9 protein-coding genes are annotated in these 13546 nt (G+C 68.7%); 3 read left to right on the forward strand and 6 right to left on the reverse strand.

All coding sequences use genetic code 11. From position 1 onward, the window contains the following. Window positions 1-33 precede the first annotated feature (33 nt). A complete protein-coding gene (gene putA / locus CA606_RS03860) occupies window positions 34-3123 on the reverse strand; it encodes a bifunctional proline dehydrogenase/L-glutamate gamma-semialdehyde dehydrogenase PutA (RefSeq protein WP_096052311.1) in 3090 nt (1029 codons plus the stop codon). A gap of 441 nt (window positions 3124-3564) precedes the next feature. Between putA and CA606_RS03865 the strand changes: the two genes are divergently transcribed. Next, complete coding sequence (locus CA606_RS03865) at window positions 3565-4032, forward strand: Lrp/AsnC ligand binding domain-containing protein (protein WP_096052310.1); 468 nt, start codon at window positions 3565-3567, stop codon at window positions 4030-4032. Window positions 4033-4132: 100 nt separating this feature from the next. On the opposite strand, the gene CA606_RS03870 is transcribed toward CA606_RS03865, so the two are convergent. The 4 genes from CA606_RS03870 to CA606_RS03885 form a co-directional block, all read right to left on the reverse strand. Next, on the reverse strand, window positions 4133-4300 hold the full coding sequence (locus CA606_RS03870) for a hypothetical protein (protein ID WP_181242775.1): 168 nt from the start codon (window positions 4298-4300) through the stop codon (window positions 4133-4135). 223 nt (window positions 4301-4523) lie between these two features. Then, window positions 4524-5927 (reverse strand): efflux transporter outer membrane subunit, encoded by a 1404-nt coding sequence (locus CA606_RS03875; protein ID WP_096052309.1) that lies wholly within the window; start codon window positions 5925-5927, stop codon window positions 4524-4526. 1 nt (window position 5928) lies between these two features. Next, complete coding sequence (locus CA606_RS03880) at window positions 5929-9084, reverse strand: efflux RND transporter permease subunit (RefSeq protein ID WP_096052308.1); 3156 nt, start codon at window positions 9082-9084, stop codon at window positions 5929-5931. Between the two features lie 12 nt (window positions 9085-9096). Further along, the gene (locus CA606_RS03885; protein ID WP_096052307.1) at window positions 9097-10263 is read right to left on the reverse strand and encodes an efflux RND transporter periplasmic adaptor subunit; all 1167 of its coding nucleotides are present in this window, start codon (window positions 10261-10263) and stop codon (window positions 9097-9099) included. Between the two features lie 187 nt (window positions 10264-10450). Between CA606_RS03885 and CA606_RS03890 the strand changes: the two genes are divergently transcribed. Continuing rightward, window positions 10451-11047, forward strand: a complete 597-nt coding sequence (locus CA606_RS03890; RefSeq protein WP_096052306.1) for a TetR/AcrR family transcriptional regulator — start codon at window positions 10451-10453, stop codon at window positions 11045-11047. Here CA606_RS03890 and CA606_RS03895 read toward each other — a convergent pair. Then, window positions 11044-11829 (reverse strand): TIGR00730 family Rossman fold protein, encoded by a 786-nt coding sequence (locus tag CA606_RS03895; protein WP_181242776.1) that lies wholly within the window; start codon window positions 11827-11829, stop codon window positions 11044-11046. The genes CA606_RS03890 and CA606_RS03895 overlap by 4 nt on opposite strands. Window positions 11830-11958: 129 nt before the next feature. Between CA606_RS03895 and CA606_RS03900 the strand changes: the two genes are divergently transcribed. Further along, window positions 11959-13545, forward strand: coding sequence for an MBL fold metallo-hydrolase (locus CA606_RS03900; protein ID WP_096052304.1), 1587 nt, complete (start codon window positions 11959-11961; stop codon window positions 13543-13545). The last annotated feature ends 1 nt before the right edge of the window (window position 13546 follow it).

Raw genomic sequence — 13546 nt, forward strand, 5'->3', positions numbered from 1 at the left:
GAGAGTCCCGCTGATGGCCGATGGCGTCAAGGGCTACAGGTTCAGCAGCGCCGGGTCGCCGCCCTGGGCGGTGATGTTGACGCTGAGCGCCCGCTCGACCGCGAAGCGGAGCAGGGCGTGGGGGCCGCCGGCCTTGGGGCCGGTGCCCGACAGGCCCTCGCCGCCGAACGGCTGGACGCCGACCACGGCGCCGGTCATCGAGCGGTTGACATAGGCGTTGCCGGCCGGGACCAGGCGCTGGACGTCGGCGGCGAAGCTCTCGATCCGCGAGTGGATGCCCAGCGTCAGGCCATAGCGGCGGGCCGCCAGGGTGCCAGCGACCTTCTCAAGGTTCTCCGGCTTGTAGCGCACGACGTGGAGGACCGGGCCGAACACCTCGCGCTCCAGGAAGTCGGCGGTCGGGATCTCGGCCAGGACCGGGGCGAAGAAGGTCCCACCGGCGGGGGCGGCCAAGGCGTGCAGCACCTTGGCGTCCGACTTCAGGCGAACCAGATGCTTGTCTAGCGCGTCCTTGGCCTCGGCGTCGATCACGGGGCCGACGTCGGTGACGGCCAGGGCCGGATCGCCTAGCACCAGAGCGTCCATGGCGCCCTTGAGGCCATCGATGATGTGGTCGGCGGTGTCGTGCGGCAGGAACAGCAGGCGCAGGGCCGAGCAGCGCTGACCGGCCGACCCGAAGGCGCTGACGATCACGTCGTCGATCACCTGCTCGCGCTGCGCCGTCGTGTCGACGAACATGCCGTTGAGGCCGCCGGTCTCGGCGATGAACGGCACGATCGGACCTTGGCGCGCGGCCAGCGTCTGGTTGATCCGCCAGGCCGTGTCGGTGCCGCCGGTGAAGGCGACGCCGTCCAGGCCCTCATGGCTGGTCAGGGCCGCGCCGACGGTCTCGCCGCGTCCGGGCAGCAGGGCCAGCAGGCGCGGGTCCAGACCTGCGGCGTGGTAGAGCTTCACGGCCTCGAAGGCGATCAGCGGGGTCTGCTCGGCGGGCTTGGCCAGCACGGCGTTGCCGGCCGCCAGGGCTGCGGCGATCTGGCCGGTGAAGATGGCCAGCGGGAAGTTCCACGGGCTGATGCAGACAAAGACGCCGCGCCCGGCCAGGCGCAGGCTGTTGGTCTCGCCCACGGGGCCTTTGAGGATCTCGGCCTCGCCGAACTGGTCTTCGGCCAGCATCGCGTAGTAGCGGCAGAAGTCGACGGCCTCGCGCACCTCGGCGATGCCGTCCGACAGGGTCTTGCCGGCCTCGCGCGACAGGATGGCGATCAGGCGCTCGATATTGGCTTCCAGCGCATCGCCCATGGCGCGCAGCACCTGGGCGCGGGCGACGCCGCCGGCGCGGTCCCAGGCCGGTTGCGCGGCGCGGGCCTGCTTGAAGGCCTCGTCGATCTGCGCGGCTTGCGCCTCGGAGACCACGCCCACGGTCTTCTGGTCGTTGGCGGGGGCGATCACCGGCAGCGGCGCGCCGCCGGCGACGACCTTGCCGCCGATCAGCGGGCCGGCCGACAGGGTGACGCTGTCCAGGGCGGTGACGGCGGCGGAGAGGCGGTCGCGGTCGGCCTTCACCGACAGATCCAGGCCCGCGCTGTTCACGCGGCGCTCGCCATAGACGTTGATCGGCGTCGGGATCTTGGCGTGGCGGTCGGGGTGGGCCTCGACCGTGTCGATCGGATCGGTGACGACCTTCTCGACCGGCACCCGCTCGTCGAGCAGGGCGTGGACGAACGAGGTGTTGGCGCCGTTCTCAAGCAGGCGACGCACCAGGTAGGGCAAGAGGTCCTCGTGACCGCCCACCGGGGCGTAGGCCCGCAGCGTGATGCCGTCATAGAGATCGTCGGCGGCTTTATAGAGGGCCTCGCCCATGCCGTGCAGGCGCTGGTGCTCAATCTTGACGCCGGCGTTCTTGGCCATGCGCACCACGGCCGCCAGGGTGTGGGCGTTGTGGGTGGCGAACTGGGCGTAGAGGTGCGGGGCCGCCTCGATCAGCGCCTTGGCGCCCACCAGGTACGACAGGTCGGTGGCCGGCTTGGTCGTATAGACCGGATAGTCCGGACGGCCCGCGACCTGGGCGCGCTTGATCTCGCTGTCCCAATAGGCGCCCTTCACCAGGCGCACCATCAGACGGCGGCCGGTCTCTTGCGATAGGGCCTTCAGGCGGGCGATCACCTCGCCGCAGCGCTTCTGATAGGCCTGGACGGCGAGGCCCAGGCCGGTCCAGTCGCCCAGTTCCGGCTCGCGGCACAGCTTGTCCAGCAGCTTCAGCGACAGGGCCAGGCGGTCGGCCTCTTCGGCGTCGATGGTGAAATTCAGGTTGTGGCGGGCGGCGATCTTGGCCAGGCGCAGGGTGCGGGGATAGAGCTCTTCCCAGACGCGGTCTTCGTGGGTGGCCTCATAGCGCGGGCACAGGGCCGAGAGCTTGACCGACACGCCGTGGCCGGCTTCGGGACCCGCGCCGTTCGACAGCTTGCCGACCGTCTCGATCGCGTCGGCATAGGCCTTTTCATAGCGCGCGGCGTCGGCGGCGGTGCGGGCGCCTTCGCCCAGCATGTCGAAGCTGCACATGTCGCCTTCGGCGGCGGCGCGCTTGATGGCGGCCTCGATCGTGCGGCCCAGGACGAACTGCTCGCCCATGATGCGGATGGCCTGGCCGACGGCGGCGCGGATCACCGGCTCGCCCAGGCGCCCGGCCAGCTTCTTGATGAAGCCAGGCAGGTCCTTCTGGGCCTCGTCGTCGGGCTCGACGATCTTGCCGGTCAGCATCAGGCCCCAGGTCGAGGCGTTGACGAACAGGCTGTCGGAGCCGCCCAGATGCGAAGCCCAGTCGGCCGAGCCGATCTTCTCGGCGATCAAACGGTCGCGAGTTTCGTCATCGGGGGTGCGCAGCAGGGCCTCAGCCAGGCACATCAAAGCCAGGCCCTCGCGGGTGCCCAGGCTGAACTCCTGCAGGAAGCTTTCGACCACGCCCTGCTTGCGGACGCTGCGGCGGGCGCCGCGCACCAGCGCCTCGGCCTCGGCGCGGACGGCCGCGCGGTCTTCGCTGGAGAGCGGCTTGGCGGCGAGCAGGTCGGCGATCACCGCGGCTTCGTCGCGATACTTGCCGGCGTCGAGGCTGTCCCAATCGGTCATGGTCGTTTCCGCTTGTTAGTATATCGTCGGTCTAACTCGGGTCTGGCGGAAGGTGCTTCGTTTGTTCATCGCCAAGGCCGAAACTTGTTCGGTGAGGACGCGAAAAATGTTCGTCCGCTCCAGCATGCGGCGCCGCACGGCGCTTCTGCGCGCGAAAGCATGCGCTGACAGCGAGGATAAGGGAAATGGGGAGGGAGGAAGGGACGCGTTCAGGGGGGGAGACGCTCGCGTCCCTTCCTCTCTAGCGCGACGCCCTGTCAGGGGGAGAGGGGCGAGCGTCGCGACAGTTCCAGACAACGGCGGCTGGCCGTATCCGCAGGCGCCTTGAGGAGGTGGGCGGCGCAGGCGGCGCTGGAACGATGTGGGGTATACCGCCGGTCTTTCCGAATGTGCTACGTTTGTGTTGTTTAATTTTCGAAGGTTATTCGGTGAAAGTGCGATATGGCCATTTCTGCTCTAGATGACACCGATCGCCGGCTGTTGAAGGTTCTGCAGGCTGACGGCCGCATCACCAACGCCGAGCTCGCCAAGCGCTGCAATCTGTCGCCGGCGGCCACGTTCGACCGCGTCCGGCGGCTGCGCGAGCGCGGCTTCATCACCGGCTACGCCGCGCTGCTGGACCCCGCCAAGGTGGATCGGGCGCTGCTGATCTTCGTGGAGGTGGTGCTGGAGCGCACGACCGGCGACGTCTTCGAGGAGTTCGGCGCCGCCGTCCGCCGCGCGCCCGAGATCCTGGAATGCCACATGGTGGCCGGCGGCTTCGACTATCTGATCAAGGCCCGCGTGCGGGACATGGAGGCCTATCGCGGCTTCCTGGGCGACATTCTGGTCAAGATGCCGGGGGTGCGCGAAACGCGGACCTACGCGGTGCTGGAAGAGGTCAAGAGCACGGTGCAGTTGCCGCTCTAGAGTGTTTTTCGAGCGAAGTGGTCCCGGTTCGCCTGAAGAAAAATGCGCCAAAACAAAAGACTAGAGCTCACGGCCTGGCGCAGTCAGGTCGTGAAACGCTCTAGACGTCGCCATGGCTGGAGGCGGCGAAGATCCACGCACGCTGGGGCGTCAGGTCCTGCGGCGGGCAGGCGGCGGCCAGCACGATCGCGGTGATCGCCAGCACTGTGGCCACGACGATGCCCATCAGGTGGAACGCCTGCTCTTTTTCCGCTTTCGAGGGCGACATGGGTCGGCTCCGAGTCAATCCGTACGCAGACCCTAACCCAATCGTTTGCATAATTGTGATCACGGCAGAGTAAACCTCCCCGTTTCGAGGAGAGGGGCCGATCCGGGAATGTGGAACGGGCGGCTCAGGGGGGGGGAGGAGCACGCCCGTTCCGTTCGCGACCATCGGGGGGGGATGATGGACAGCGAACTCCCCCGGCGAGGCCGGGGAAGTGGGTTCAGCCTCAGACGGCGGGCGCGCCGCCGCCGAGGGTCTTGTAGAGGGTCACGAGGTTGGTCGCTTGGGCCAGCCGCGTGGTGATCAGGCCCTGCTGCGCCGCATAGAGGCTGCGCTGAGCGTCGAGCAGGGTCAGGGCGCTGTCGAGGCCGGCGTCGCGACGCTGCTGGGACAGGCGGGTGCTGTCGGCGGCGGCGGCGGTCAGGCGTTCCTGGGCGGCCAGGCGATCGGCGACCGTGGCGCGCACCGACAGGGCGTCGGAGACCTCACGGAACGCGGTCTGCACCGTCTTCTCATAGGTCGCCACGGCGATGTCGCGGTCGGCCTTGGAGATGTTCAGGTTGGCCACATTGGCCCCGCCCGCGAAGATCGGCAGGCTGATCTGCGGCGTGAAGCTCCAGACGCTGGTCCCGCCCTTGAAGAGGTCGCCAAGGTCAGTGCTGGCCGAGCCGGCAGAGCCGGTCAGGCTGATGCGCGGGAAGAACGCCGCCCGCGCCGCGCCGATATTGGCGTTGGCCGCTCGCAGCTGACGCTCTGCGGCCAGGACGTCGGGGCGACGCGCCAGAACGTTCGACGGCAGGCCCGCCGGCAGGTCGGCCAGCACGTTGTCGGCGTCCAGGCCGCCCGCCGGCAGCAGGTCGGCGGGCAAATCGCCGCCGGCCAGCAGGGTCAGGGCGTTACGATCCTGGGCGACCTGGGCGGTGTAGACGGCGACGTCGGCGCGCGCCGTCTCGGCCAGGGTCTCGGCGTTACGCAGGTCCAGCAGCGAGCCGGCCCCGCCGTCGACGCGCTGACGCACGAGCTTAAGGGAGTCCTCGCGCGTGGCCAGGGTGGTCTTGGCCAGGGCCAGGCGCTCCTGGTCGGCGGCCAGGGTCAGCCAGGCGTTGGCGGTCTCGGCGATCAGGCTGACCTGGACCGAGCGGCTGGTCTGCTCGGTGGCCAGATAGCTCTGCAGCGCCGCGTCCTTCAGGCTGCGCACCCGGCCGAACAGGTCCAGCTCATAGGCGGTGAAGCCGATGGTGGCGCTGTAGACTTCGGTGTCGAAGGCCTGGCCGGTCTGCGAGGTCGAGGCCGGGGTGCGGCCGCGCTGCTCGGAGACCGCGCCATTGATCCCCGGGAACAGGGCTGAGCGCTGCACGCCGTACTGGGCGCGGGCCTTCTCGATGTTCAGCACCGCCACGCGCAGGTCGCGGTTCTGCTTGAGGGCCAGATCGACCACACCTTGCAGGCGCGGATCGACCAGCACCTGACGCCAGTCGAGGTCGGCGGCCGAGACGGTGGTCGCCGCCTCGGGCGTGGGCGTGGACCAGGTCTGGGCGACCGGCAGGACCGGACGCTCATACTTGGGCGCCAGGGTGCAGGCGCCGACCGCCGTCGAGGCGATCAGGATCAGGGTGAGGTTACGCAGCATCTTAGTGAGCCTCTGCCGACGGGGCGTCGCCTTGGGCGGCGTCGTGACGGGGGTGCTTGGGTTTGAAGATCTTCTCCACCACCACGAAGAACAGTGGGACGAAGAAGATGGCGAGCAGGGTGGCCGAGATCATGCCGCCGATGACGCCGGTGCCGATCGCGTGCTGGGCCCCCGATCCAGCCCCGTTGGAGATCGCCAAGGGCAGCACGCCGAAGACGAAGGCCAGCGAGGTCATGATGATCGGGCGCAGGCGCAGGCGAACCGCCTCCAGCGTCGCTTCGATCAGGCCCATGCCCTTCTCGTAGAGGTCCTTGGCGAACTCGACGATCAGGATGGCGTTCTTGGCCGCCAGGCCCATGGTCGTCAGCAGGCCCACCTGGAAGTAGATGTCGTTGCTGAGGCCGCGAGCAAAGGTCGCCAGCAGAGCGCCGATGACGCCCAGCGGGATGACCATGATGACGGCCAGCGGGATCGACCAGCTCTCGTAAAGCGCGGCCAGCAGCAGGAACACCACCAGGATCGAGATGGCGTACAGGGCGGGGGCCTGGTTGCCGGCCTCCAGTTCCTGGGCCGACAGGCCGGTCCACTCATAGCCGACGCCGGGCGGCAGCTTGGCCGCGATCTTTTCCATCGCCGCGATCGCGTCGCCCGAGCTCTTGCCCGGGGCCGGCGCGCCCTGGATGTTGACCGCCGAGAGGCCGTTATAGCGCTCCAGACGCGGCGAGCCGTAGGTCCAGGATGCGCTGGCGAAGGCCGGGAAGGCGACCATCTGGCCCTGGTTGTTGCGCACGTACCAGCGGTTCAGGTCCTCCGGCGTCATGCGGAACGGCGCGTCGGCCTGCATGTAGACCTTCTTCACGCGGCCGCGGTCGATGAAGTCATTGACGTACGACCCGCCCCAGGCGGCGCTGAGGGCGCTGTTGATGTCGGCGGTGGTCAGGCCCAGCGCGCCGGCCTTGGCCTGGTCGACCTCGATCTTCAGCTGCGGGGTGTCGTCCTGGCCGTTCGGGCGCACGCCCACCAGGTTCGGATCCTGGGCGGCCATGCCCAGCATCATGTTGCGGGCGTTCATCAGGGTTTCGTGACCCACGCCGCCGACGTCCTGCAGCTGGAAGTCGAAGCCGGACGAGTTGCCCAGTTCCGACACGGCCGGCGGGACGACCGCGAACACCATGGCGTCACGGATCTGGCTAAAGGCGCCCATGGCGCGGCCCGCCACGGCCTGAGCCTTCATGTCGGCGGCCTTGCGGTGCTCGAAGTCCTTCAGGCGAATGAAGGCGAGACCCGCGTTCTGACCGGCGCCGGCGAAGCTGAAGCCCGAGACGGTGAACACCGACTGGACGGCTTCCTTCTCGCCGACCAGGAAGTGGTCGCGCACCTTGTCCAGCACGGCCAGGGTCTTTTCCTCGGTCGCGCCGGCGGGCAGCTGCACCAGGGTGAACATGGTCCCCTGGTCTTCTTCCGGCAGGAAGGCGCTGGGCAGGCGGACGAACAGCAGGCCCATGGCCACGATGATCGCGGCGTAGATGGCCATCCAGCGGCCGCTCTTGCCCAGGATCTTGCGGACACTGCCTTGGTAGCGGCCGCTCATGTCGTTGAAGCTGCGGTTGAACCAGCCAAAGAAGCCGGTTTTCTCGTCGTGGTGGCCGGCCTTGACCGGCTTGAGCATCGTGGCGCACAGGGCGGGCGTCAGGACCAGGGCGACGACCACCGACAGGGCCATGGCCGAGACGATGGTGATCGAGAACTGGCGATAGATCACGCCTTGCGAGCCGCCGAAGAAGGCCATCGGCACGAACACCGCCGCCAGCACCAGGGCGATGCCGATCAGGGCGCCGGTGATCTCGTTCATCGACTTGCGGGTGGCCTCGAGGGGCGAAAGACCCTCTTCGGACATCACACGTTCGACGTTCTCGACCACCACGATGGCGTCGTCGACCAAGAGGCCGATGGCCAGCACCAGGCCGAACATGGTCAGGGTGTTGATCGAGTAGCCGAAGGCCGCCAGCACGCCGAACGTGCCGAGCAGGACGACCGGCACGGCGATGGTCGGGATCAGGGTCGCGCGCCAGTTCTGCAGGAACAGGAACATGACGATGAACACCAGGATGATGGCTTCGATCAGCGTCTTGACCACTTCCTCGATCGACAGCTTCACGAACGGCGTCGAGTCATAGGGAACGACGTATTCGTAGCTGGCCGGGAAGGTCTTCTCGAGCTGGGCCATCCTGTCCTTCACCGCCGCGGCGGTGTCGAGCGCGTTGGCGCCGGGGGCCAGCTTGATGGCTATGCCGGCGGCCGGGTGGCCGTTGAACTTGGCGATCGAGGCGTAGCTTTCCGAGCCCAGCTCGACGCGGGCGACGTCGCCCAGGCGCACGGTGGCGCCGCTGGCGGCGTTCTTCAGGATGATCTGACGGAACTGTTCGGGCGTCTGCAGGCGCGACTGGGCGGTGATCGTGGCGTTCAGGCCGGTGCCCGGCAGGTTCGGGGTCCCGCCGATCTGGCCGGCCGAGACCTGGGCGTTCTGGGCGCGGATCGCGGTGGCGACGTCGGCCGGGGTCAGGCTGAAGCTGGCCAGCTTCTGCGGGTCCAGCCAGATGCGCATGGCGTATTGCGCGCCGAACAGCTGGATGTCGCCGACGCCGTCGACGCGGCTCAGCGGGTCCTGGATATTGCTGGCCAGGTAGTCGGCCAGATCGGTGCCGGTGGTCTTGGGGTCCTGCGAATAGAGGCCCACGACCATCATGAAGTTACGCGCCGACTTGGCCACCGTCAGGCCTTGCTGCTGCACTTCCTGCGGCAAGAGGGCGGTGGCGGTCTGCAGCTTGTTCTGGACCTGCACCTGGGCGATGTCGATGTCGGTGCCGGCCTTGAAGGTCAGGGTGACCGTGGCCGAGCCCGAGCTGTCGCTGCGCGAGGACATGTAGTCCAGACCATCCAGCCCCTTCATCTTCTGTTCGATGACCTGGGTGACGCTGTCCTCGACGGTCTTGGCCGAGGCGCCCGGATAGTTGGCCGAGATCGACACCTGCGGCAGGGCGATCTCAGGATATTGCGCGACCGGCAGGGTCCGGATGGCGAGCGCCCCGGCCAGCATGATCACGATGGCGATGACCCACGCGAAGATGGGCCGGTCGATGAAGAAACGCGAGAGCATGGGGAGCTGGCCTTAGCGCTGAGCTTGGGCGGCCGGCGCAGCGCCGGCGGGGACGGCCTTGATCGGCGCGCCGGGACGCACCTTCATCAGACCCTCGACGATGACCTTGTCGCCGGCGTTCAGGCCGCTGGTGACCAGCCACTTGTCGCCGACCGTCTGGCCCAGGGTGATCGGACGTGGCTCGGGGCCTTTGGCGCCGACCAGCATCACGCTCGCGCCGCCCTTCGGATCGCGGTTCACGGCCGTCTGCGGGATCAGGATGCCGCTGGGGGCGACGCCTTGGCTCAGCACCGCGCGGACATACATGCCCGGCAGCAGTACGCCCTTGGGGTTGTCGAACACCGCGCGCAGGCCCACCGCGCCGGTGCCCGGATCGACGGTGATGTCGGAGAACTCCAGGCGGCCCGGGATCGGATAGGTCGAGCCGTCTTCCAGCTTCAGCGTCACCTGGGCCGAGCCCGAGCGGCCGACCTTGCCCGAGGCGAACTGGGCCTGGAGCTTGAGGAGTTCGGCCGAGGTCTGGGTCAGGTCGACATAGACCTTCGACAGGTCCTGCACGGTCGCCAGGGCGGTCGCCTGGTTGGCGGTGACCAGCGCGCCGGGGGTGACGCTGCTCTTGCCGATGCGGCCCGAGATCGGGGCGGTCACGCGGGCGTAGTTGAGGTTGATCCGGGCGCTGTCCAGCGCGGCCTTCTGCACGCCGACGGCGGCGGCGGTCTGCAGGGCGGCGGCCTGGGCGTCGTCATTGTCCTGCTTGGACACCGCGCCGGTCTCCACGAGGGCCTTGTAGCGGTCGGCCTTGAGCTTGGCGGCGATCGCCTGGGCCTGGGCCTGGGCGAGGGCGGCGGCGGCGCTGTTATAGGCGGCCTGATAGGTGGCGGGGTCGATCTGGTACAGCGACTGGCCGGCGCGGACGACCGAGCCTTCCTCGAACAGGCGCTTCTGGATGACGCCGCTGACCTGCGGACGCACTTCCGACACCAGATAGGCCGAGGTGCGGCCGGCCAGTTCGGCGGAGAGGCCCACCGGTTGCGACTGGGCGACGATGTAGCCGACCTCAGTGGGGCCGCCCATGCCCATGCCGTCGGCGCCGCCGGGCTTCTGGCCGCAGGCGGAGAGGGTGAGCGCAATGGCGGCGAGTCCCACGGTCGTCGCCGCGACCGAGCGTTGGAAGTGCATGTTTGACCCCGGGGAGGAGAGGGTCGCGTGGGCTATTACCCTTGACGCGGCCGTTATGATGAACGATTTGAGAATGAACGTTCATTCTCAAGTGGGCTGGACATAGGAGCGTGAGTGTCGCAAGTCAACACCCAGCGCCGCGGGTTTAGCTGACCTAACGGAAATGTAATGGCGATCAGGATTTTCAATGGCTGACGAAACAATCGCGGGGCGCCCGTCGCCCGAAACGCGCCGCCAGCAGATCCTGGACGCGGCGTGCGAGCGCGTGCGCCAGTCGGGCTTCCACGGCGCCAGCATGGCCGACATCGCCAAGGTCGCGGGCCTGAGCGTCGGGCAGATCTATCGCTATTTCGAGAACAAGGAGGCGATCATCGCCGCCATCGTCGCCCAGGACCTGGCCGAGATGCGCGACAAGTTCGCCGAGATGGAGAAGCAGCCCGGCACGCTGCGCGATTCCATCGACGACCATCTGCCCGAGGCCATCGACAAGTGCTTTGACCAGCGCCGCGCGGCCTTGGCGCTGGAGGTCGTGGCCGAAGCGGCCCGCAATCCCAAGGTCGCCGCCATCGTCCGCTCGGCCGACGAGCAGGAGCGCGCCCTGGCGCGGGCCATGATGGAGCGCGATCGCAAGTCCGAATGGAGCGAGGCTGAGTTTCAGGCGCGCTGCGAGGTGGTCGGCCTGTTGTTCGACGGCCTGCTGCTGCGGGGCGTGAACCATCCCGACCTCGACCGCGACGCCCTGACGTGCGTGCTGCGCTCGACCGTGCGGCACCTGCTGAGCTAGGGGCTCTCCGGCAACTTCAGCCCGCAGCGCACCAGCTCGTCCCAGACGCCTTCCGCATCATCCGCGAAATGAAGCAGCTCAAGGTCGGCGGCGGCGATCATGCCGTGCTCGACCAGGGCGTCGAAGTTGATGATCGAACGCCAATAGGCCTCGTCGAACAGCACGATGGGGATCGGCGGCGCCTTGTCGGTCTGGCGCAGGGTCAGGAGCTCGAACAGCTCGTCAAAGGTGCCAAAACCGCCAGGGAACACCACCAGCGCATTGGCCCGCATGGCCAGGTGCATCTTGCGCATCGCAAAATAGTGGAAGCGGAAGGTCAGGTCCGGCGTGCTGTAGGGATTGGGGACCTGCTCGTGGGGCAGGGTGATGTTGAAGCCGATCGACGGCGCGCCGGCCTCGAAGGCGCCCCGGTTGGCGGCCTCCATCAGGCCAGGACCGCCGCCGGTGGCGATGACATTGTCGCGGACCTTGTCGCCGTTCTGGTGCTTGGCCCCGCCGCGCTCGGAGACGATGCGGCCCAGCTGCCGCGCCTCGGCGTACCAGCGGGCCCGCTGCGGCGGTCCGTCCTCGCGCACCCGGGCGCTGCCGAACACCACGATCGTCGAGCGCACGCCCCAGCGCCGCAGGGCCTCGTCGGCCTTGGCGAACTCCAGCAGGAACCGCACGCCGCGCATCGACTCGCCCAGCAGAAAGTCCTGGTCCAGCGCCGCCAGACGATACGAGGGCGAGTTCAGCTGGGCCTGGACGTCGGGGGCTGCGGGAGGCGGGGGAACTTCGGTCACAACGGTCGCTCGCAATTTGCGTCGAAGCGCAGACTATGCGGCTACCGCCGCGCGGACTTGACCTAGATCAGGGCGGCGCGGGGCGGTGCAAGCCTTTGTCGAGGCTCATTGACCCAGGAAGGCCACCCGATGACCCTCAGCTTGACCTTCCACGGCGCGGCGGGCTGCGTCACCGGCTTCTGCGCGCGGCTGGTCACGCCGCACACCACCGTGCTGATCGACTGCGGCATGTTCCAGGGCTCCAAGACCTTGAAGGCCCTGAACTATCAGCCGTTCCCGTTCGACGCGGGACAGGTCGACGCCGTGCTGCTGACCCACGCCCATATCGACCACTCGGGTCTGTTGCCCAAGCTGATGCTGGCCGGGTTCGAGGGCCCAATCTACGCCACCGCCGCGACCCGCGACCTTGGCGCGGTCATGCTGGTCGACGCCGGCGGCATCCAGGAGAACGAGGTCGAGAGCCTCAACCGCCGCAACCTGCGACGCGGTTTTCCGCCGGTCGAGCCGATCTACACCGAGCGCGACGGCGAGGCGGTGGCCAAGCAGTTTCGCAAGGTCAAGCTGGGCGAGCCGGTGCGCATCGCGCAGGACATCGTCGCCACCTATTGGCCGGCCGGGCACATGCTGGGCGCGGCCTCGATATCGCTGGATGTGGGTCCGGAGGGACAGGCCAAGCGGATCCTGTTCTCGGGCGATCTGGGCCCCGGCGGCAGTCCGTTCCTGGACGATCCCGACGCGCCGGTGGGCGTCGACCACCTGATCATCGAGTCGACCTATGGCGACCGCGACCGCGTCGGGATCGACAGCGCCGCGCGCAAGCAGCAACTGGCCGACGAGGTCCGCGCCGCCCATGCGGCCGGCGGGCCCCTGCTGATCCCGGCCTTCGCGGTCGAGCGTAGCCAGGAGCTGCTGATCGACCTGCTGGACCTGATGGAGCAGGGCGAGGTCCCCCGGGGCGACATCTTCCTGGACTCGCCGCTGGCCATCGAGGCCACCAAGGTCTTCCAGGAACGCGGCTGGAACCCGCAGACCCAGACCAATCCGTTCGAGGCGCTGCGGCCCTCGGAGCATCTGCGGTTTCTGAACGCGCCCGCCGAGAGCGATGGCCTGGACCGCCTGAAGGGCTGGCACGTGATCCTGGCCGCCAGCGGCATGTGCGACGCCGGGCGGGTGCGCAAGCACCTGCAGCGCCTGCTCTGGCGGCGTGAGGCGACGGTCTTGCTATGCGGCTACCAGGCCACCGGCACCCTGGGCCGCCTGCTGGCCGACGGGCGCAGCCGGGTGACGATCCGGGGCGACGAGATCAGCGTCCGCGCCCGCATCCGTCAGCTGGACGCCTATTCCGGCCACGCCGACGCGGCGGGCCTGGTGCGCTGGGCCAAGGACCGGCTGCCGATCACGGGCTCGGTGTTCATCGCCCACGGCGAGCCCGACGCGGCCGAGGGACTGCGCCGTCGTCTGATCGAGGCGGATTTCGCGGCCGAGCGTCTGGTGATCCCGGCGCTGGACGAGGGCTTCGCGCTCGACGGGGTGGGCGCGGCGCGGCCGATCGGCGAAGGGGCGCCCCGCCTGCCGGCCAGCGCGCCGGGCAAGCTGGACTGGCACAACCAGCGCGCCGCCTTCCAACTGGCCCTGGGCCAGGCGCTGGCCGCCGCGCCCGACGACCGCGCGCGCGAGGCCCTGCTCAAGGCGCTGTCGGCGACGCTGGAGGGCTGAG

This window comes from Caulobacter vibrioides, from assembly GCF_002310375.3.
GTDB lineage: Bacteria > Pseudomonadota > Alphaproteobacteria > Caulobacterales > Caulobacteraceae > Caulobacter > Caulobacter vibrioides_D.

Bases quoted from the DNA above. Each gene is read 5' to 3' on its own strand.
- CA606_RS03865 (WP_096052310.1), top strand. From the start codon at position 3,565: ATGGCCATTTCTGCTCTAGATGACACCGATCGCCGGCTGTTGAAGGTT.
- putA (WP_096052311.1), bottom strand. From the start codon at position 3,123: ATGACCGATTGGGACAGCCTCGACGCCGGCAAGTATCGCGACGAAGCC.
- CA606_RS03900 (WP_096052304.1), top strand. From the start codon at position 11,959: ATGACCCTCAGCTTGACCTTCCACGGCGCGGCGGGCTGCGTCACCGGC.
- CA606_RS03875 (WP_096052309.1), bottom strand. From the start codon at position 5,927: ATGCTGCGTAACCTCACCCTGATCCTGATCGCCTCGACGGCGGTCGGC.
- CA606_RS03870 (WP_181242775.1), bottom strand. From the start codon at position 4,300: ATGTCGCCCTCGAAAGCGGAAAAAGAGCAGGCGTTCCACCTGATGGGC.
- CA606_RS03885 (WP_096052307.1), bottom strand. From the start codon at position 10,263: ATGCACTTCCAACGCTCGGTCGCGGCGACGACCGTGGGACTCGCCGCC.
- CA606_RS03880 (WP_096052308.1), bottom strand. From the start codon at position 9,084: ATGCTCTCGCGTTTCTTCATCGACCGGCCCATCTTCGCGTGGGTCATC.
- CA606_RS03890 (WP_096052306.1), top strand. From the start codon at position 10,451: ATGGCTGACGAAACAATCGCGGGGCGCCCGTCGCCCGAAACGCGCCGC.